Source organism: Rhizobium sp. KNZ14-9A, assembly GCF_056755015.1.
This window is the reverse complement of sequence record NZ_JBPGXB010000004.1, coordinates 1,440,355-1,459,333: the sequence shown is the minus strand read 5'-3', so window position 1 is coordinate 1,459,333 and position 18,979 is coordinate 1,440,355. Positions and strand designations below refer to the sequence as shown.

Here is an 18,979-nt window from a genome sequence, read left to right as displayed (position 1 = left end):
CTTGACTAAACACGCACCGCTTCGGGCTATCGCTAACGCCCCAAGGGACGCGCGCTTGGCTGCTGCTGCGATATGCCCGCTGTGGAAGAGTGGCGGCTTTTGCAATCCGAACCCGCAAGGCGCCTGACAGGAGCGGCCTCGCCTCCCGGGATCAAAATGCGCGTTTTGTTCAAAAGTGTTCTCCAAATCCTATCCGGTTGATGTGTTCCGAGTAGAAGCGAACAATCGAAAATGGAGAAGGTTGCCATGGGCCAGAATGAGAAAATCGGCGTAGGGATCATCGGAGCCGGCAACTGGGCACGGCGCGGACATCTCCCTGTTCTCTCCCTGCTTCCGGAATTCGAAGTGAGAGGGATCTTCGCACGCAGATCTGAGGCAGCAGCAGACGCAGCGCGTGATTTCGGCGTCGAGAAGACATTCGAGGATTTAGAAAGCCTCGTAGCTAGTCCCGACGTCGACCTGGTCTGCGTATTGAACACCGCGCCACAACATGAACAAGCAATTCGGGCGGCTGTATCGGCGGGCAAGCACGTCTATTCGGAGTGGCCACTGACAACTAGCACTGAGGTCGCGCTCGACCTTCGCAACGCCGCCAACGGCAAGGGTGTCAAGCACTACGTCGGGCTTCAGCGACGTCTTGCTCCGGTCGCTCGGGAAATGCGCTCCCTGCTGGATGCCGGATACATCGGAGACGTTCGTTCGGTCCGACTCCACGTCAGCGTGAACTACTTCCAAAAAGTGCTGCCATACGCTCTCCGATGGACCGCGCCTCCCGAAAACTTCTCAAGTTTGCTCGCGATTTATGCAGGGCATTTCCTCGACATGATTTTCGGTGTCACCGGGAGGCCCAAAAGCCTCTTCGCGGCCCTGAAGAACAACTTCCCGGAGGTTACGGTGCGCGAAACCGGGGAGACGATCGTCACAAGCAATGCTGACGAGATCATGATTACTTTCGTACTCGAAACGGGCGCCCTGTTTTCGTTTCATCTTGAAGGGGCGAAGCACAACAATAGCGGCGTCCGCCTCGACGTGACCGGGTTCGAAGGCGACCTCGTCATGACGAACACTTCCGCGTTCGGAGAGGTCGGTGAGGACTACGTTCTGGAAGGTGCCCGAGGCGACCGCCAACCTCTTCAAAGGATGGCAATCTCCCAAACCCACCCGCTGTTGGAATCGTCCGGCCTTCCCTCGAGCGTTACCGAACTGGGCTACAATTACGCCGCCATTGCGCGGAACATACTTTCAAATGAGGGTGGCGTGCCCACATTCGACGATGCAATCTATTTCCAGCGCCTGATTGACACGATCCAGCAGTCGGCAAGCCAGGGGGCTCTGCTTCCCGCGCCTTGAGCGCGCCCATAAGTTCTGTCTTCGAAACGTGAAGCAGCCTGCCACTCGAACGAGCGGCGGCAGCTGACTTGGGCGAGCTAATTCGAGACCGGGAGTCCAGCAGTCTCCAGGGCAGTCCGCATTTTCTCGCGGTAAGAAGGCGCGAAGCACCACATCTTATAATAGGCGTCCGCTTCCTGAACGCTGAAGCCGGGCTTCAACTTCAGCAGCGTTGCAACATGGGCCTTTGCTTCCGCAGTCCTGTCAAGGAAGGGCAGGGTATACGCCATGTGAAGGTGACTGATCCACAATTGCTCCACGTAGGATTTACGAAAGGCGTCGAACGCCAGATCGTACTCGTCATGTGCCCAGGCCCGTTTGGCGATAGCCCACCACCACCAACGCGGTGTGCTGGGAGCTGTAAGCGCGATGCCCTTCTTGGCGAGCTCGACGCCTTCGTCCCAGAAACCCGCGTAGGCCATCAAGTTTCCAAGCGGGCCGAGGGTTTGTGGATCATTAGGGTTGAGTGCAATGGCGCGCCTCGTCTCGATCCTCAACAGATCCGGCTGGCAGGCCATCCAAGCGGCACGAGCCACGAGGCCGCGAACGAAAGCGTCGTTTGGCGCAATCTCAACAGCCCGGTTTGCCGCCTCCACCGCCTTGTCGGCCAGATAAAGGCGGGTGGTGACACTGCTCGCCTCGGCAGAGGGAAGGGAGACGCCCCACGTTCTCTGATTGTTGAAGACAAGAACCAACGCCGCCCACGCAGCGGCATTCCTCGGGTCGGAGGCGGTCAAGCGCTCAAGGCACTCTCGCGCCTTCACAAGAGGCTCCAATATGGTGGCGTCGGTCGGCGTTCCCAAGACGCCCTGCACGATGCACTCGTAGGGCGTCATTTCGGGGATCGGCTTCGCTTGGATCCGCTTGTATTCCGCCGCTCCGATGGCTCCCCAGTAGCTGCCGATCATGGCGCTGGCCTGGCCAGAGATTTCGTCCTGTACAGCGAACAGGTTGGATTCCCTCAAGTCCGCCTCGAAGGTCTTGCTCCACACCTGCGCGCCTGTCCGTCCATCCGACAGCTGTATGTCGACGCGCAGAAGCTCGCCGTCTCGCCTCAGATCGCCTTCCACCAGATAATCAGCCTTCAAAGTGCGGCCAAGCTTCGTGGCGCTGTGAACTTGTCCCTTGAAGACCGATGTCTCGCTTCGAGAGAGAACCCGCAGCTCGCCGAAACGGCCGAGCGCCGAGATGATCTGTCGCGTCAACCCATCTGCAAACAGGTCGCCTCTTGAGTTGTCGGTATTACTCTCGAACGGAAGAACCGCCACGGTAGGCCCGCAGGAGCCCGAAACAGTCGCCCGATCATTCTCCTCGACGGGGGCGATCATGTAGCCTTGGCGTGGCACGGTTCGTATGAGGTCGCGCCCGCCGTCGCCGACCAAACGTCGAATTTCGGAAATACACTGCGTGAGCGAGTCTTCGGTCACCGTCAGGCCGGGCCAGTTCGTTGCCAACAGCTCGTCTTTGCTGACGACGCGTCCGATGTTGACCGCGAGATGCCGCAGCACCCCAAAAGACCTGTTTCGCAAGTCGATACGTGCGCCCGCGGCGTCTCGCAGCTCATGCCTTCTGAGATCGAGCGTCAGATCGCCAATCGCCAATTGATCCACTACGTTTAGATCGTGGGATCCTTCCATTTTCGGAAGGTAGGTCACAGGTCACTCCAAGTATTCAGGGCGCGCTTCGAGCCCTTGTAAAATGCACTCGCGAGAATGCACCCACTGGAATGAGGTTGCAAGAACAGCGCTCGTTTCCACGCACCAAAAACTCAGCGAAATATCAGACTCTTTCACCTCGATCTCAGGACCCACATGCTCCTGGCATTTATAGGATTGTTGCTGATGGCGAACAACTGGCGGGCGTTGGGCCTCCTTTGAAGGACTGCTGGAGAGACCAACAATTTGGGCGTGTGACCAATGTCGCCGTCGGAACTTCCTTGCAGAACACCGAATTGAGAAGGAGGGCGTTCCAATGACCGGGCAAATCAAACCTTTTACAGGCTATTCAAATGCTTGCGATCGGGCCGCTAGCGTTCCACGCGCTCGGTTCCTTGTCTGTCCATCTGCCCGACCTGCTGCTGGAAAGACCACTTTCCGGGCCTCTGAAGACGTCAAACCTGTCACCGTCCGGGGATAGCCAGAGATGTCGACCGGGAATGCACGCCATTTTTCCGACGTTACCTGGGGTGAGCCATCACCCAGCCCGGAAAGGCCGCTCCTCGCTACGGAAGCCACGGGCATTCCTGCACCGAAGGAATCAAGCTACGGCCCTCGTCTTCATACCGTGTCGCAACCTCGGACGAACCTCCCATCAGCGACCAGGGCAAAGAAGTTCGCCCTTCGCGACAACGGAACAATTCTGGACAGGCGGACGCAGGAATGGACACATGCGAGCGCAACGGTCGATGATATAAAATGCGACGGTGCAACAACGATGAGCGTCGAGGCGAGGGCTCCGACCCTCGTCCTGATCCTCGAAGAAGTTGGTCGAAAGCTGGATTTCGAAACTTGCGGAGGCGTCAGTGTGGGTTTTGCCGATGCCGGGCGGGGCTGCGTGACATTCCTGCCTGGTGGCAGTATGGCCACCGGCTACTCCTCGTCGCTGAAGTTTGTTCGCCGCATGGTCCTTGAGTTCGATGCCTGCGAGCTTGGACGCCTCCTTGAGAGACTGGGGCTTGCCGGAGGTGACGATCTTCTGTCTCCGCGTCTGATGGTGGCAGATGACCGCGTTGAGCGCCTGTGCCGACTGCTGGCGGAAGAGTGCTCAGAACCGGGTACGAACTCCGAGCAGTATTCGGACAGTCTCGTATTCGCTTTAATGGTTGGCGTCGCGAGGTGGCGCCGCAAGCCTTCGGGGAAACTTCCTCGGGGCGGCCTGGCACCCTGGCAGCTAAGACGCTCTCAAACCTTCATGCTCGAACACATTTCAGAAACGATACCACTTCAAACACTTGCGGATCTTGCAGGCGTGTCGCTGGCTCACTTTTCGAGGGCATTCAAAAGCTCCACCGGGCAATCGCCCTATCAATGGCTCATTGCCGCGCGCATCGAAAAGGCCAAGGCATATCTGCTCGAAGAGCCACTCCCGATTGCCGAGATCTCAGTCGCCCTAGGCTTCTGCGATCAAGCCCATATGACGCGCACTTTCCTCAAGGTGGTCGGAACCACGCCCTTGGCATGGCAGAGGGCGCACCTGACGGCAAACCCTGCGACCCGCTCTCATGAAGGGCGCCGTTGAGACTACTTCTCGTAGTCCTCCTGGAGGCAGCCTTCGACAAATTCGACGAATGCACGCGCCTTCTGGCTTGTCATTCGTCCAGTTGGGAAGACGGCCGAAAGACTGATGGGTGGCAATCCCCAGTCATCCAGCGCGGTCACGACTTCGCCCGACCGAAGCTCGGGGGCGAACGCAAACTCCGATGCGATGGTCAGCCCGGCGCCCGCGATAACCGCAGCGCGAAGTCCTTCCGTGGCGTTTACTCTCAGTCGGCCGTTGACGCTTACGGCCATCTCTGCCACGCCCTTTCGAAAGGTGAAGCTCTCACCGCCTCCATCTCTTGTATAGACGACGACTTCGTGTCCGATCAGATCGCTCGGGACGCTAGGCTTCCCATGTTGCTGAAAGTAGGACTGTGTCGCCATTACCAGTCTTCGCCGCTGCGCGATCTTTCGAACGGTCATAGTTGGATCGGTGAGTGGCCCCATGCGAAGGGCAACGTCGACTCCTTCCTCGACCAGGTCGACATTTCTGTCTTCTAGCAGCAGATCTATCTCGACATCGGGGTGGCGCGCCATGAAAGCCGGAAGCTTGGGTACGACATGGAGGCGCGCGAAGCAGACCGAAGCTGTTACTCGAAGCCTGCCAGAGAGGCCCGCGGCTACACCCCGCGCGGCCAGCACGGCCTCGCTGGCATCTTCTATCGTCCGCTTGGCGTAGGGATAGAAGTTTTCGCCTGCCTCCGTCGGTTTGAGCCCGCGCGTGGACCGGAGCAGCAGTCGAACTCCAAGCCAGTCCTCGAGTTGGACAATGAGTTTGGAAACAGCGGGCTGACCCATGTTTTGAAGCCGGGCCGTGGTCGAGAACGACCCGGTGTCCACGACCCTTACGAACGTTTCGAGCGCTAACAACCGGTCCACGACTTATTCTCCTTTGGAATAGACCATATCCACCTGACCTTCTTCTGCCAACAGACGAGAAGGAGCAAATAGACGTCGTCGGGCAACTGCCCCGCTCTTATTGGAGATTTCGATGTCAAAACTCTACACGCCAGTCAAGCTTGGCAGATATGAACTCACGCACCGCGTCGCTCTTGCCCCGATGACGCGTCTTCGCACCATCCAGCCGGGCGATATCCCCAGCCCGATGATGGCCGATTTCTACGGTCAGCGGGCATCCGAGGGCGGACTGGTCATCATTGAAGGGACCAGCATCTCGATCACTGCCCGCTCGTATCTCGGTGCAGCAAGCTTCTACCACGATGGCCAGACCGAAGGATGGAAGGCCGTCGCTGACGCTATTCACGCCAAGGGCGGCGTCGCATTCATGCAGCTCATCCACGGCGGCCGCCAGAGCCACGTTGAGATGACCGGAGGAGTCGATCCTGTGGCGCCTTCCGTCGTGCCGTTCGAGGGGGTCGCACTGACCAAGGACGGTTTCGTGCCTGCTTCGCCGCATCGCGCTCTGGCGATCGAGGAGATTCCGGGCATCATCGAAGAGTTCCGCGTGGCGGCCCAGCGAGCCAAGGATGCTGGTTTCGACGGTGTCGAGCTTCATGGCGCGAACGGCTACCTGGTGGATCAGTTCATCCAGGACGGAACCAACAAGAGGGAAGACGCCTACGGCGGTCCTATCGAGAACCGGGTTCGGTTTCTCAAGGAAGCTGTCGAAGCGTTGATTTCGGTTTGGGGAGCTGATCGCGTCGGCGTCCGCATTTCGCCGTCCGGCGAATGGGGCGGAATCTCCGACAGCGATCCGGAGGCGACTTTCTCCTACGTGGCGAAATTCCTTGACCAGTATGGGCTGGCGTACCTCCACGTCATCGAGCCCCGCATCAAGGGTGATTCAACTCTGCATGAGGGCCATCCCGTAGTCGCAAGCCAGTACCTGCGTCCGTCCTTCTCCGGTCCGATCATCTCGGCAGGTGGTTTCGATCGCGAAGGTGCTCAGGCAATCGTCGAGTCCGGTGTCGCCGACATCGTCGCGTTCGGCCGCATTTTCGCGTCGAACCCAGACCTGCCTTATCGCTTGGAACACGACCTGCCTCTCACTCCGTACAAACGCGAGTTCTTCTGGGGCGGCACTGAAGTTGGTTACACGGACTACCCCGTCGCCGGGCATACAGAAAAGGCCGCTTAGCAGGCCTCTCCGGACGTTGGTTTCCCGACGTCCGGACTACGGTGAGAACACCCGACACCATCGGGTATTGAAGGAAGACTGATCGTGTCTACCGCAACGCTGACATCTGCAACCTCGTCTGTTGAAAAGCGCGAACGGATGCCCACTTGGGGTCTCCTTGCTCTCGGGCTGCTCGGGTTCATTGCCATTCTAACCGAAACCTTGCCCGCTGGCCTGCTGCCACAAATCGGTTCCGGCCTTTCCGTCGGAGACGCGCAGGCCGGGCAACTCGTGACCGCATATGCGATCGGTTCGGTCGCCGCCGCCATTCCCGGAGCGGTGCTTACACGAGGATGGCAGCGCCGGACGGTGCTCCTCAGCGCCGTCCTCGGGTTTCTGCTGTTCAATTCCCTTACCGCGCTCTCCGACAATTACCTTGTCACCCTGGTCGCGCGTTTCATGGCGGGTGCCGCCGCAGGGGTTACCTGGAGCCTGGTGCCCGTCTATGCCCGGCTTATGGCGCCCAGCGGATCCGAAGGGCGCGCGATGGCAATCGCACTCGTCGGAACGCCCCTCGCGCTATCACTCGGCGTTCCCCTTGGAACACTGGCGGGGGCAGTGTTGGGTTGGAGGGTGCCATTTTTCGCGATGTCCGGCGTCGCCTTGGTTCTAGTGGGCTGGATCCTCGCTTCGGTGCCCGACTTCCCGGGTTCGACTGACGGACGTTCGCGTTCAGTTCGTCGCGTGCTGACCATTCCGGGTATTGGTTCGATACTGTCGGTCGTGTTCGTCTGGATGTTTGCCCACAACATTCTCTACACCTATGTCTCACCCTTTCTTCGCTTCAACGGCCAGGAGCAAGACGTAGCGGTAGTTCTGCTCGTCTTCGGAGCCGGAGCGCTGGCTGGGATCTGGTTGATCGGACTGATGGTTGACCGCCACCTGCGCCACCTCGTTCTTGGAAGCCTCGCGCTGTTTGCCGTTTCTTCCGCGGTATCCATCTTGGCGGGCGACGTGACGGCGGTCACATTTGGCGCCACTTTCGTCTGGGGCGCGACATTTGGTGGGGCCGCCACGCTTCTCCAGACAGCTTCGGCCGACACTGCGGGTGCAGATGCCGACATAGCGCAGTCGTTGATCGTCACCATTTGGAATTCCGCCATTGCCAGCGGGGGAGTAGGCGGCGGCCTGCTACTTGAGACGCTGGGTCCGGCAGCCTTTGCTCCATCTGTCGCCATTCTTGCTGTTCTTGCTCTCGTGATCGCCCGGCGCGCATCCGTCCACGGTTTCCCGAAGGGAAGGCGGGCTTAGGAGCAGCGACCCCGGCGGGTTTTGCAGCGAAATCCGAGGCTCCAACTTTTCGACAACATAAAGGAATCCTTCAATGTCCAAGCTCTTCTCTCCTGTAAGGATTGGTCGGCTCCAGATCGACCACAGGGTCGTCCTCGCCCCACTGACTAGAATGCGCGCCGAAGAGGGGGCCGTCCCTGGCCCATTGATGGCGGAATACTACTCACAGCGTTCCAGCCGCGGCGGCCTGGTCATAACCGAAGCGACCATAGCTATCGACGGTGGCAACGGCTATCTCGGTGCGCCAGGGCTCTACGACGACAGTCAGATCGATGGCTGGAAAGCCATCGTTGACGCTGCGCACAAAAAGGGGGCCACGATTTTCGTTCAGCTCTACCATGCCGGACGACAGTCACACAGGGATCTCCAGCCCGGTGGAGGCGCACCTGTCGGTCCTTCTGAAATCGCACACGGTGGGGTAGCCTATACAGAGAAGGGATGGGTTCCGAACACGCCGAATAGGGCGCTCAGGACGGAAGAGGTCGAAGATCTCGTGTCAGGCTTCAAGCTTGCGGCGGATCGTGCTCTTGCTGCTGGATTCGACGGCGTCGAACTTCATGCAGCCAACGGGTACCTGTTCGACCAGTTCCTTCAGGATGGCAGCAACAAGAGAACCGACCGATATGGCGGGTCGCAGCAGAACCGATTCCGCTTCCTCAACGAAACGATCGAAGCCGTCAGTTCCGTGTTCGGTTATGACCGGGTTGCTGTCCGATTGGCACCGAGCGGCTCGTTCGGCGACATGTCCGACACGAATTCCCGCGAGCTTTTCGAGTATGTGGTCAGCGAACTGGCAAAGCTTGATCTGGCATATCTGCATTTGATCGAGCCGCGCGTACTTGGGAATGACGCCGATCTTAGCCGGAGCCAGGAACCCGTGGCCACCAGGTCGTTGCGGAAACTCTATCCGGGCATCATCATCGCGGCGGGTGGGTTCACAGGGCTGTCCGCTGAGGAAATTATAGCCTCGGGCGATGCAGACCTGGTCGCGTTCGGACGTCACTTCGTATCGAACCCCGATCTTCCGGAGCGACTGCGCAACGGTTGGCCCCTGAACGATTATGATCGCGAGAGTTTCTTCGGTGGGACGGCCGCGGGATATACGGATTACACGTTCTTCCTTCAAAGCAAGGCGTCGTAGAGGTACATCGCTATGACCACGTCCGACTTTCTCGACCGTGAAGGTGCTCGCTCTACGGACGACGGTCCGAGCGAGACGTTTATGGAATTGATGTCGGTCGCCAAGAGCTCATCAGTAAAAGCAGGGGCGGAAGCGCCCCTCTTCAATCTTAGGACCACAGACGGTCAGAAGGTGTCGCTCGGCGGTTTGATCCGGAGCGGCCCGCTGGTCCTCAGCATCTATCGCGGAACATGGTGCAGTTACTGCTGCGATGCCCTTGAGAGTCTCTCGAGCATCTCTGAGGCTGTCAAGGATCTCGGCGCAAACCTGCTCGCCGTAGGTGCGCCCCCTGCCGACGAGCGCGAGCGGGAATACCTTGATGGTCTCGGCATCACAGCGGGGTTGGACCCGTCGCTCTCGGTTGCCAGGTCGTTCGGCTTGACCGTGGTTCTGCCGATTGAGGATCGTCCGAGATACTTGTCCCTGGGATTCTCGCCCGCAGCGCGTTGGCAGGTCGCGATTCCGGCGACGTTCGTCATCGACCGTTCCGGACGAGTCGTTTTGTCCTCAGTGGACGCGGATTATCGACAACGACTGGGCGTGGAGCACATTCTGTCAACGCTCAGATCGCTCAAGGAGCGCGACGCACGTCGAAGCGCCGTCCCGGCAACGTTCGACGTGCTGCGTCGCTGACTACGCTTGAAGCTCGGCAGGCGTGGCGGTCGGGAAATCCGTGTAGCCTTTCTCGGAGCCACCCCAGAACGCATCGCGCACATAGGGTGTCAACGGTATCCGGTTCTTGAGGCGGAAGGGCAGGTCGGGATTCGAGGTGAAGTGGCGTCCGAAGGCTACGAGATCAGCGTCCCCTCTTTCGACGATTGCTTCAGCTCCTTCACGATCAAAACCGCCGGCAGCAATGATTGGCCCGCGGAAATGGGGACGGAGGTATTCGGAGGCGACGGGTGCATGGCCTTCATGGAGAGTGTCGTCGCCTTTGATCCGCGGCTCGATCACGTGCAGGTATGCGATCCCATATGCCTCAAGAGTGTCGGCGACGTAGGCGAACGTGGTTTCCGGATCGCTGTCCGAAATACCCCCCCATTCTCCGGATGGAGAAATCCGCACTCCGACGCGGTCCATCCCCCAAACGCTTCCCAAAGCCTCCACACACTCCTTCAGAAAGCGGCATCGCTTCTCCAGTGTGCCTCCGTAGGCGTCCGTTCGCTTATTGGTTCCGTCCTGTATGAACTGATCGACCAAGTACCCGTTGGCCCCGTGGAGTTCCACGCCATCGAAACCGGCGGAAAATGCTCGTTGCGCGGCAACCCGAAACTCTTCCACCACGCCGGGAATCTCCTCGAGAGCGAGTTCGCGGTGTGGAGATGCAGCAACCCAGCCATCCCGTATCAACGCCAACCCTTCGAAGGGCACTACCGAGGGAGCGAGAGGCGCGACCCCGCCCGTCATCTCAACGTGGCTCTGGCGCCCCCCATGAATGAGCTGCATGAAGACCCGGCCACCCTTCGAATGAACTGCGCTCGATATCGCCTGCCATCCTTCCATCTGGCCGTCATGAAAGAAGCTGGCTGCACCGTAATAGGATCGGGCGGGGATGGAGATGCTGGTTCCTTCGATTATCACCAAGCCGCCGTTTGAGGCTCGCTGTCCGTAGAAATCCGCCATCATCGGACTTGGAATGTCGCCTGGCTGGAGAGTGCGCAGCCGCGTCATTGGAGCGAGCACGACACGGTGGGACAACTGGTATCTTCCGACAGCTGCGGGACTGTACAGTTTTGCGGTTGAGGTGTTCATAGGCGAGAGGGTTGCTTCCATATCTGGCATGACCTGGCTCCGGATTCTGATGTTTTAGGCGAAGGGTCGAAAATCGTATTGCAGCAGCGCGACATGCGCTGAGGATGTTGTCCGCACCAGTGCACTTGATGCCCGTCATCGAGCCGTCGCTGGTCGCGCCCTGTCCCTGTGCCCCAGGTTAGCCTCGGACTGTCCGAGTGCGATTGTCGGATACCTGCCATTTTTGCAAAATCCTGACGCGAGTGCGCCGCGCCATGGGTCCAATCCCGTCAGTTTTTTTCAATACGCAGCCTCCGGCCTTGGCTAGACAGGACCGATGGAAGCCTTCCCCGAAACCACAGCCGAGCCAACGACAGTAGACGTCCTTCGGGCGATCGCGTCGCCTGTGCGACTAAGGATACTCCGCTTTCTCAGGCCTGACGGCTCCTGCGTGCTGTTTGCCGAGGGGCGGAGCGTGAAGGAAATCGAGCATCACCTGGGCGTTAGCCAATCGACGGTCTCATCTCATCTCCGGATACTCGAAAACGCACTCCTGATAAAAGGATTGCGGATCGGGCAGTGGACGACTTACCGCAGGCTCGACGATGAGATCGAACGGTTTCTGGCGCAGCTTGCCTGCAGTCTGTGAACCGCAGCTGTGTTGGGAAGTCAGCGTTGCTCAGCGCTGCCCGACCTGGCGGGACGCGTGCCGAAGACAATGCTGAGAAGGCTTTCAGCTATACCGGATGAGCATGGGAGCCGACGTATAGGATTGGGTCTCAAACTTTAGCGGAAGATGGCGGGCTCGGCATCCACGCAAGACGCGGGCCGAAAGGCCCTTTGCTAGTCGGAAGTCCGGCCTGTCGCCAGATGCGTGCGCGCTCGATGCCCTGTACAGCCCAGCCTTGGGCCCGTGCGTCCCAAAATTCCTGCGGTGCAGGGGGCGAATGCAGCGTACCCGGAGCCCCGTAACCTCTCGCGTTGGGCCGCCCCTGGCTAAAAACCATGCCGACGCGGCCGACGAGGCCACACGCTCGGCGGCCCTGTGCCGAATCCTTCGGCACGAATTTGCAAAAATGCTCTGATCAAACAATCGAGCCGTGCGGAACTTTCTACAATCACAGCGCGGATGGGCTCACGGGCCATGCCCATGAGGTATGCCAGCGAACCTACAAAGTATTTTCCGTGCCGGGTCAGGGAGGATACGACAATCGGGTGCGGCGCGGACAAATGCGCTTGGTGTGGCGCTCGCCTCCGCTAGGGCGCGAAACCACACAATGGTCCGTAGTCGATAGGCAAGCGCAGCCACAGTTTTCGAATAGTTCTTTCCATTGATCCAAAAGGAAAATCAGCATGTCAAAAGTCGTCAAGTTCGATCGGGCAGGTGGCCCTGAAGTACTGAAGTTTGAGGACCTCGACGTCCGCGCTCCAGGACCGGATGAGGTTCGCGTGAAGGTTCATGCAATCGGCATCAACCGGGCCGAAGCAATGTGGCGGGTCGACGTCTACATCGAGCCCGTGAAGTTTCCGGCTGGTCTTGGCTATGAGGCAGCGGGGGTTGTCGAGGCCGTGGGCGAGAACGTAAAAGCGGTTTCCGTTGGCGACAAGGTGAACGTGATCCCGTCGTTTTCGATGAACGAGTACAACACCTACGGTGAGCTGATCGTTGTTCCTGCATACGCAGTGGTCCATCAGCCGGAGGGCCTCTCCTTTGAGGAAGCGGCATCTGTTTGGATGATGTTCGTAACCCCGTACGGAGCTTTGATCGAGGATGCCAAGGTAGGTCCGGGCGACTACGTCGTGATCCCTGCCGCCTCGAGCAGCGTCGGCATCGCAGCGATCCAGATTGCGAACCTGTCCGGTGCAACGACTATCGCGCTCACACGGACTTCCGCAAAGAAGGACCAGCTCATTGCCCTCGGAGCCAAGCATGTCCTGGCAACCGACGAGGTGGACTTCGTAGCAGAGATTAATCGGATCACGGCGGGCGCCGGGGTTAGGGTAGTATTCGACCCGGTTGGCGGCCCCAATTTCGAGAAGCTCGTATCGCTGCTGAACTTCGGCGGGGTCGCCTACATCTACGGCCTGTTGGCCACCGAGCCGACGACGCTCCCGGTTCTTGACATGATCGCGAAGGTGACTTCGGTCAAGGCTCACAACATCTGGCTGACCAGTGGAGACGAAACGCGACGCAAAGCTGCGGTCGAATTCGTGTCCAAGGGACTTTCGTCCGGCGTTCTCAAACCCGTCGTCGACAAGACGTTCAAGTTCGAGGATATCGTCGAGGTACATCGTTACCTGGAGGCCAGCAATCAGTTCGGCAAAATCGTCGTAACTGTATGATGCGTAGGTAGACGCGACGCCGCCGGCTGCCCTCGGAAGGTGTTGCTTCTACAGTGCTGCCCGCAATTGCGGGCAGCACCACCTCGGGGTGGATGAACCGGTGAGGCTCGCGGCGGAAAGCACTTTCTCACCTTTCATGGCGTTGATCTGGAGAGGAACGTCATTTGGTCTCGGGCGGAGCCATCGAATTCTCAGTCTGGCGTCAAACTCGAATTCAGCGAGAGCTTCTGCGCGAGAAATTTGCTGCGGATATTAGCGCGCACTATCGACGGCTCCACCGTTTCGCTTCCCAACCCACCGTCAGCCTTGCTTGCCTTCGACGAACGCGCGCAACGTTGACAGCTCGAGCCGAAGAAGGCCTCGTCCCAAGAGTTCGACGGGATTCGGGAAAGGCTTCGCCACCGGCGTCGTGGAGTTGACGCTGTACACACGCCACAGTTCGTAGTGTGCTCCTTCCCGCAGCGCCTTCTCGAACTCGCGTCTGGGCCGCTTGAAGCGACCATCCGTTCCGGTCGTCGACTTGACTTCAATGAACAACGGCTCTCCGTCTGTTGCGATCGAGCGGATATCGTGGTCGGCACCCACGTCTGTCTTCGATGTCCAGATGACAAGGTCTTCGGGATTTTTGTGTCCAAGCGCTCTTAGGCGCTCGATCTCAAGCCCTACGGAGAACTCGCCACCGAGGCGGTGTCGCAGCCAGTGCCGACCACGGGACCTCTCAAGGACCCGAAGGACTTTCGTCTTGTCGGCAAGAGTCACAAGAGACTGGATACCCCAGCCAAGGTGAATGGCAGCGCGCAGTTCGGCATCGATGAAGATAGGCACGCTTGCGCTATCGCCTATGAAAGGCGGAAAGCTGAAGTCATACAACGCGGTTGCGGCGAAGGCTGTGCCTGGCGTCCGTGACATCGTCGTGGCGGACGGCAACTCGATCGCGAATCTTACGGCCGCAGCGTTCGAGCCGCCCGGATGGGCAACCGTCAGAAAGATAAAGCTTGGCGAGAGGCATCGCGGACTCCTGGTAGCCGTCTATTCGGCCATAGGCGGAGCCGCGAGCCTAACTTCCTGATCTGCGCTGTATTGTCTCAAACCAGCCTTTTTGGATATTCGTGACGATCGCCTGCAACGAGTTTTGCCGCCTACCATGCGTCAATCATGCCGAACGCTGTGCGCGACCGACCGAAGGCCGAGGTGTGGGTGCCATATCAGTCCTCAGGGAAAGATTCCCCGAACATCGGGTTGCCGCTTTGTGAGTCAGCGCGTGTTACCTCGTCTTGGAGAACATCCCAGTGCTCGGCCAGCTTGCCGTGCTCGATCCGCACGATGTCGGCTGCGACCCAGGCGACGCCTCGTCCATTGCCCGTGAACCTACCGTGGACGATGACGTAGTCGCCCTCCGCCAGAATGACTTGATGCTCGTACTTCAGGGTATCCGGGGCAGACTGGATCAATTCAAACAGGCCTTCCCGGCCTGGCTTGATGTGGGCGCTGTGCTGAATGTAGCTATCAGACCAAAAGTCCCATGCCGCGTCGTAGTCCCGCTTGTTAAACAGCGTGTCGAATGCCTTGAGCACAAGTGCCTTGTTTTCTTCTGGGGTCGTCATCTCAAACTCCATTTTCCAGCCGTAGCTGCATCAGCCCGCAAAGGCATCGTGAATTGTCGAGGCAAAGGTGGGTGGGTAGCCTCAGCCTGTATTGAAGATTGTCAGCGCGGTTTAGACGGACCGTGCAAATTCGGCCGTTAGTCGGCCTTTGAATGGACCAAGTGAACGGGCTGGGACCGTGTATCCCAGCCCCGCACGCCTTAGATCGCCTCTATAGAGTCCACGCGGTCTGGATAGAATGCCACGTGCCCGCCGATTTTCTCGACTGCCTCGTAAGGGCTTTCGTAGGTCCAGACCGCGTTCGTGGATCGCTCGCCACCTGCGGGGATTGAGAAGTAGGCGCATTCGCCCTTGTACGGGCAGTAGGTCGAATGATCGGTTCTCTGGAGCGTCGACATGTCGACGTCCTCGCGGGGAATGTAGAAGACGGGACCATAGCTCGCCTCCTTGAGAACGAGAACGTCTCTGCTGTCGGCAATCGTTTCACCCGCGACTTTGACAACCACGCGCGAACTGCTCCGTTCGATGCTGATCGGATGATCCGGACCGGGTATTTTGATCGTCCTTGTCGCCTGCTGCTCGGCCATGTGCTTGCTCCGTTGTTGTGACTGGATCGGACCGCACCATAGGGCGGTCAAAAGGAGAGCGGAAAGACTTCGTTGGTTGGTCGACATGCCTGTGAGGCATCCCCTTCTTTTGGAGTGATCGCCTGCCAATGGTGCGAGGCTATTGAACAATCGTGTTCGCGTAGAACAATCACGGCGTAAATTTTTCCAGATGAATTGGTGGCGTCGCCGCAAACTTGCACGCCGTGGTAATCCTTACTTCCGGTACGCACCGCGGGGTTACCTTCAGAATGACAGGACAGCTGGGTTTTCACCACGTCACAGCGGTCTGCTCTAACGAAGAGCGGACGACGAGCTTCTACACACTCGGCTTGGGCATGAGGCTCCTTCGTCGAACGGTGAACTACGACGAGCTGACAATGCTCGAGATCCAGTTCTGCGGCGTGGAAACTAGCTCGGCGTCTCTCATGACGTTTCTCGTCGATCCGAAGGCACCTCGGGGTGTTCAAGGCACCGGACAGATCAGCAACCTCGTCTTCCAGGTCCACGCCAGCACGCTGGAACAATGGTCTGAACGGTTGCGTAGCTGGGGAGTCCGGATGGCTGGGTTCGCGTCGAGTTTCGGCGAACGATGCCTGTGCTTTTCCGATCCTGACGGTCTGCCCATCTGCTTGGTCGAATATGACCGAGATGGACCTACGTACACACAAGGACAGCAGATGCGCCTGGGCGCGCTGCGGTCGATAGAGCTGCAGCTCCAAGGATACGAGCTTACCGCCCGCTTCATCGCAAATCTTCTAGGCTTCAACCGCGAAGAGCGAGAGGGAGCGGTGACCCGGTTTAGTGACTCAACCTACATGGGAAGCCCGATACTTGACTTGCTGTCCGCGCCCGGTCATCGCGCAGGGAAAAGAGGTGCGGGGGTAGCTACCCACCTTGCCTTCAACGTAGGCGAGGTCGCAGATCTACAGCAATACAGGGATCGGGCCGTGGCCTTGGGTCTGGATGTGACGCCTGTCTTGGACCGCTACTATTTTTCCGCCATCTACTTCGGAATTCCAGGCGGCATCCGTCTCGGCATGGTCGCCGACACTTTCGGCATTGAAGCCAGCGACAGACCCGCCGGAGACAACGGCCTCGCGCTACCGCCTTGGCTGGAGCCGCAACGCTCCCGTATTGAGCGTCGCCTAGCTGGCGCTCAAGACTAACGCCGTTTTCCGCTGGCGGCTTTTCCGCAGGATCAGACCAAAACGGCAAGTATGATCCAATAACGAACACGACCCTCATGGTCTTCTGAGTGCGCATAACCAGACACAGTCATGGTCGCGCCCCTCCCACGATCATGGCCGCCGCTCCCCGCCGCGTCATAATCTCCCACAGGGCGGGGAGCGGTCAGCGATCACCTGCAAGCGCCGGAAGCGCAGTTACGAGGACGCTGAGAGCCATGAACAGCACAGTGCAGACGACGGAGGGCCGCCTAGTCGCCAACTTCGCTCCGATGGTTCTCCATTCGCGCCAGGAACAGCTTCAGCAGAGGCGACGTGTTCAGCGTGTTGTACCCCAGCATAAGATCGATGGTCGGGATCTCTCCCTTCAGGGGGCGACTAACGACCGACCACGAGAGGAAGTTCTCCGCGTACGCCGGAAGCAGACAGACTCCCCGCGTAGATGCGACGAGCGAGATCGCCATCGCAAAGTTTTCGATCACGTGCGTGGGCTTAAGCTGTATGCCGACCCTTTCGAAATAGCGATTGATAACGTCCCGCAACACATGCGCGATGTCGGACATGCCTATGAAGATTTCGCCGACAAGCTCCCGCGGGTCGATTTCATCATGGGTTGCGAGGCGATGATCGCTGGGAAGCATGACAACCAGCGGCTCGCTGGCAACCTTTTGATATTCGACGTTCGCCTTCTCCTCGGCGCGCAAGAAGGCGACGTCGAGCTTGCCCCTGTGCAAGTCGTCCGCGAGTTGTGGGGAATATTGGCTAACCACGCGGATTTCTATGTTGGGAAGTTCGTCGCGGAGAATCCGCGAGGCAACTGGAAGCCAATCAACCTCCATTCCGGTGAGGAAGCCCATCGAAAATACGGGCTTGTCAGGCTTTGCTGCGCGCCTTGCCGCCTCCACAGCGGCCTCCGCCTCGGCTATCGCCTGGCGCGCGTGATCGAGGAAAGCCCGACCTGCTGGCGTGAGGTCAATACCTTTTGCGCTGCGCGAGAGCAGTGGCACGCCGACCTCGTACTCGAGATCGCGGATTTGCCTCGACAGCGACGGCTGGGCCGTATGAAGGCGCCTTTCGGCCGCCAACGTGAGGCTCCCTTCCTCGGCAACGGCCACGAAATATCGAAGATGCCTAAGTTCCATACGCGGACTCCCATGCCTGGGAGGCATGTCTACCAACTTGCAAAGTCTTTTTCAACAGCGCGAAAGGAGCCTACACCGATTGGCAACGGAGGCGACGAGAGACAGCTAGTGGCACACGCCGCGGGGTCAGGATCGGAAGCCACTGTCGACCGAACATGACGACAGGCTTTTCTTACCAACTCACCTAAAGGGACATTATCGATGACGAACCATCAGACCGCGCAGACTCAATTCATCGAAGCAAACGGCATCAAGTTTGCCTATCGTCGCTTCGGAAGAGCAGGCGGCGTGCCGCTCGTCCTGAACATGCACTTCACTGGCACGATGGACCACTGGGACCCGCTGGTAACGGATGGCCTCGCGCAGAACCGCGAAGTAATCCTCTTCAACAACGCCGGAATCTCCAGCACCTCCGGCGAAGTTCCGACAACCATCGAAGGGATGGCAGCGCATGCAGTGGCTTTCATCAAAGCAATCGGGCTGACCAAGGTCGATGTTCTCGGCTTTTCACTGGGCGGCCTGATCGCACAGGAAATCGCACTTGCCGCCCCTGATCTGGTTCGCAAGCTTGTGCTCGTCGGCACAGGTCCCCGCAGCGGCGAGGGCATGGCTACCTTGACGCCCGAAGCCCAGGCGATTTTTGGCGCCTCGTACGAAAACCCTGACGACCTCTGGCTAGGCGTGTTCTTCACCCCGTCCGAAAAGAGCCAGGCCGCTGGTCGCGAGTTCCTGAAGCGTTTCCGCCTCCGTAGCGAAGGCCGCGATCCGGAGGTCAGCGAGCAGGTCGCTCCGGCTCAGATCGAGGCCCTCGGCAAGTGGGGCGCGCCGCGCGAGAACCCGTATGCGTACCTCAATGCCATCAAGCAACCGACGCTGGTCGTCAACGGCAGCAACGATGTCATCATCTACTCGGTCAACTCCTACATCCTGCAGCAGAACATTCCTGAGGCGCAGCTCATCCTCTACCCCGACAGCAACCACGGCTCGCAGTATCAATACCCGGAGCTGTTCGTGACACACGTGGCGACATTCCTCGACGCCGCGTAGCCAATAGCGATCCAAACGGGAACCAAGGCGGACGCTCTGGCCATCCGATCGGATGGCCAGCAAGGGT

Annotated in this window: 17 protein-coding genes; 10 read left to right on the top strand and 7 right to left on the bottom strand. The window is 59.1% G+C overall.

All coding sequences use genetic code 11. From position 1 onward, the window contains the following. Positions 1 to 246 precede the first annotated feature (246 nt). A complete protein-coding gene (locus ACR9ZQ_RS37085) occupies positions 247 to 1,350 on the top strand; it encodes a Gfo/Idh/MocA family protein (RefSeq protein ID WP_481430315.1) in 1,104 nt (367 codons plus the stop codon). A gap of 77 nt (positions 1,351 to 1,427) precedes the next feature. Here ACR9ZQ_RS37085 and ACR9ZQ_RS37080 read toward each other — a convergent pair whose 3' ends face one another. Beyond that, positions 1,428 to 3,044: a winged helix-turn-helix domain-containing protein gene (locus ACR9ZQ_RS37080; protein WP_481430314.1), complete on the bottom strand. Its 1,617-nt coding sequence runs from the start codon at positions 3,042 to 3,044 to the stop codon at positions 1,428 to 1,430. Between the two features lie 778 nt (positions 3,045 to 3,822). Between ACR9ZQ_RS37080 and ACR9ZQ_RS37075 the strand changes: the two genes are divergently transcribed. Next, positions 3,823 to 4,626 (top strand): helix-turn-helix domain-containing protein, encoded by an 804-nt coding sequence (locus ACR9ZQ_RS37075; protein ID WP_481430313.1) that lies wholly within the window; start codon positions 3,823 to 3,825, stop codon positions 4,624 to 4,626. A 2-nt stretch (positions 4,627 to 4,628) separates the two neighbouring features. On the opposite strand, the gene ACR9ZQ_RS37070 is transcribed toward ACR9ZQ_RS37075, so the two are convergent. Continuing rightward, positions 4,629 to 5,525 (bottom strand): LysR family transcriptional regulator, encoded by an 897-nt coding sequence (locus tag ACR9ZQ_RS37070; protein WP_481430312.1) that lies wholly within the window; start codon positions 5,523 to 5,525, stop codon positions 4,629 to 4,631. A 112-nt stretch (positions 5,526 to 5,637) separates the two neighbouring features. Here ACR9ZQ_RS37070 and ACR9ZQ_RS37065 point away from each other — a divergent pair, with 112 nt between their 5' ends. The 4 genes from ACR9ZQ_RS37065 (at position 5,638) to ACR9ZQ_RS37050 (ending at position 9,886) form a co-directional block, all read left to right on the top strand. Then, on the top strand, positions 5,638 to 6,744 hold the full coding sequence (locus tag ACR9ZQ_RS37065; protein ID WP_113320623.1) for an alkene reductase: 1,107 nt from the start codon (positions 5,638 to 5,640) through the stop codon (positions 6,742 to 6,744). Positions 6,745 to 6,828: 84 nt separating this feature from the next. Continuing rightward, positions 6,829 to 8,034: an MFS transporter gene (locus tag ACR9ZQ_RS37060; protein ID WP_481430311.1), complete on the top strand. Its 1,206-nt coding sequence runs from the start codon at positions 6,829 to 6,831 to the stop codon at positions 8,032 to 8,034. A 73-nt stretch (positions 8,035 to 8,107) separates the two neighbouring features. Further along, complete coding sequence (locus tag ACR9ZQ_RS37055; protein WP_113320621.1) at positions 8,108 to 9,214, top strand: alkene reductase; 1,107 nt, start codon at positions 8,108 to 8,110, stop codon at positions 9,212 to 9,214. Between the two features lie 12 nt (positions 9,215 to 9,226). Continuing rightward, complete coding sequence (locus ACR9ZQ_RS37050; RefSeq protein ID WP_481430310.1) at positions 9,227 to 9,886, top strand: peroxiredoxin-like family protein; 660 nt, start codon at positions 9,227 to 9,229, stop codon at positions 9,884 to 9,886. On the opposite strand, the gene ACR9ZQ_RS37045 is transcribed toward ACR9ZQ_RS37050, so the two are convergent. Next, positions 9,887 to 11,035, bottom strand: coding sequence for an alkene reductase (locus ACR9ZQ_RS37045; RefSeq protein ID WP_481430309.1), 1,149 nt, complete (start codon positions 11,033 to 11,035; stop codon positions 9,887 to 9,889). A gap of 286 nt (positions 11,036 to 11,321) precedes the next feature. On the opposite strand from ACR9ZQ_RS37045, the gene ACR9ZQ_RS37040 reads away from it, so the two are divergent. Both ACR9ZQ_RS37040 and ACR9ZQ_RS37035 read left to right on the top strand, forming a co-directional pair. Next, positions 11,322 to 11,633, top strand: a complete 312-nt coding sequence (locus ACR9ZQ_RS37040; protein WP_481430308.1) for an ArsR/SmtB family transcription factor — start codon at positions 11,322 to 11,324, stop codon at positions 11,631 to 11,633. Between the two features lie 704 nt (positions 11,634 to 12,337). After that, complete coding sequence (locus tag ACR9ZQ_RS37035) at positions 12,338 to 13,327, top strand: zinc-dependent alcohol dehydrogenase family protein (protein ID WP_481430307.1); 990 nt, start codon at positions 12,338 to 12,340, stop codon at positions 13,325 to 13,327. Positions 13,328 to 13,627: 300 nt separating this feature from the next. Here the strand turns inward: ACR9ZQ_RS37035 and ACR9ZQ_RS37030 are convergent, their stop codons facing one another. The 3 genes from ACR9ZQ_RS37030 to ACR9ZQ_RS37020 all read right to left on the bottom strand — a co-directional run bounded on the left by ACR9ZQ_RS37030 (position 13,628) and on the right by ACR9ZQ_RS37020 (position 15,518). Continuing rightward, positions 13,628 to 14,152 (bottom strand): protein NO VEIN domain-containing protein, encoded by a 525-nt coding sequence (locus tag ACR9ZQ_RS37030; RefSeq protein WP_481430306.1) that lies wholly within the window; start codon positions 14,150 to 14,152, stop codon positions 13,628 to 13,630. Positions 14,153 to 14,532: 380 nt separating this feature from the next. Then, entirely contained in the window at positions 14,533 to 14,931 is a 399-nt protein-coding gene (locus tag ACR9ZQ_RS37025) for a nuclear transport factor 2 family protein (RefSeq protein ID WP_113320612.1), read from the bottom strand. A gap of 200 nt (positions 14,932 to 15,131) precedes the next feature. After that, positions 15,132 to 15,518 carry a DUF427 domain-containing protein gene (locus ACR9ZQ_RS37020; RefSeq protein ID WP_481430305.1) on the bottom strand — a complete coding sequence of 129 codons (387 nt, stop codon included), beginning with the start codon at positions 15,516 to 15,518 and terminating at the stop codon, positions 15,132 to 15,134. A gap of 269 nt (positions 15,519 to 15,787) precedes the next feature. On the opposite strand from ACR9ZQ_RS37020, the gene ACR9ZQ_RS37015 reads away from it, so the two are divergent. Next, positions 15,788 to 16,705 carry a VOC family protein gene (locus ACR9ZQ_RS37015; RefSeq protein WP_481430304.1) on the top strand — a complete coding sequence of 306 codons (918 nt, stop codon included), beginning with the start codon at positions 15,788 to 15,790 and terminating at the stop codon, positions 16,703 to 16,705. A gap of 269 nt (positions 16,706 to 16,974) precedes the next feature. Here the strand turns inward: ACR9ZQ_RS37015 and ACR9ZQ_RS37010 are convergent, their stop codons facing one another. After that, positions 16,975 to 17,865 carry a LysR family transcriptional regulator gene (locus tag ACR9ZQ_RS37010; RefSeq protein ID WP_113320609.1) on the bottom strand — a complete coding sequence of 297 codons (891 nt, stop codon included), beginning with the start codon at positions 17,863 to 17,865 and terminating at the stop codon, positions 16,975 to 16,977. A gap of 201 nt (positions 17,866 to 18,066) precedes the next feature. On the opposite strand from ACR9ZQ_RS37010, the gene ACR9ZQ_RS37005 reads away from it, so the two are divergent. Then, on the top strand, positions 18,067 to 18,912 hold the full coding sequence (locus ACR9ZQ_RS37005) for an alpha/beta fold hydrolase (protein WP_481430303.1): 846 nt from the start codon (positions 18,067 to 18,069) through the stop codon (positions 18,910 to 18,912). Positions 18,913 to 18,979: the final 67 nt, after the last annotated feature.

Excerpts from the sequence above, each read along its gene's own strand:
- ACR9ZQ_RS37045 (WP_481430309.1), bottom strand. The coding sequence starts at position 11,035 with ATGCCAGATATGGAAGCAACCCTCTCGCCTATGAACACCTCAACCGCA.
- ACR9ZQ_RS37075 (WP_481430313.1), top strand. The coding sequence starts at position 3,823 with ATGAGCGTCGAGGCGAGGGCTCCGACCCTCGTCCTGATCCTCGAAGAA.
- ACR9ZQ_RS37035 (WP_481430307.1), top strand. The coding sequence starts at position 12,338 with ATGTCAAAAGTCGTCAAGTTCGATCGGGCAGGTGGCCCTGAAGTACTG.
- ACR9ZQ_RS37005 (WP_481430303.1), top strand. The coding sequence starts at position 18,067 with ATGACGAACCATCAGACCGCGCAGACTCAATTCATCGAAGCAAACGGC.
- ACR9ZQ_RS37010 (WP_113320609.1), bottom strand. The coding sequence starts at position 17,865 with ATGGAACTTAGGCATCTTCGATATTTCGTGGCCGTTGCCGAGGAAGGG.
- ACR9ZQ_RS37085 (WP_481430315.1), top strand. The coding sequence starts at position 247 with ATGGGCCAGAATGAGAAAATCGGCGTAGGGATCATCGGAGCCGGCAAC.
- ACR9ZQ_RS37015 (WP_481430304.1), top strand. The coding sequence starts at position 15,788 with ATGACAGGACAGCTGGGTTTTCACCACGTCACAGCGGTCTGCTCTAAC.
- ACR9ZQ_RS37050 (WP_481430310.1), top strand. The coding sequence starts at position 9,227 with ATGACCACGTCCGACTTTCTCGACCGTGAAGGTGCTCGCTCTACGGAC.
- ACR9ZQ_RS37055 (WP_113320621.1), top strand. The coding sequence starts at position 8,108 with ATGTCCAAGCTCTTCTCTCCTGTAAGGATTGGTCGGCTCCAGATCGAC.
- ACR9ZQ_RS37065 (WP_113320623.1), top strand. The coding sequence starts at position 5,638 with ATGTCAAAACTCTACACGCCAGTCAAGCTTGGCAGATATGAACTCACG.
- ACR9ZQ_RS37025 (WP_113320612.1), bottom strand. The coding sequence starts at position 14,931 with ATGACGACCCCAGAAGAAAACAAGGCACTTGTGCTCAAGGCATTCGAC.
- ACR9ZQ_RS37020 (WP_481430305.1), bottom strand. The coding sequence starts at position 15,518 with ATGGCCGAGCAGCAGGCGACAAGGACGATCAAAATACCCGGTCCGGAT.
- ACR9ZQ_RS37040 (WP_481430308.1), top strand. The coding sequence starts at position 11,322 with ATGGAAGCCTTCCCCGAAACCACAGCCGAGCCAACGACAGTAGACGTC.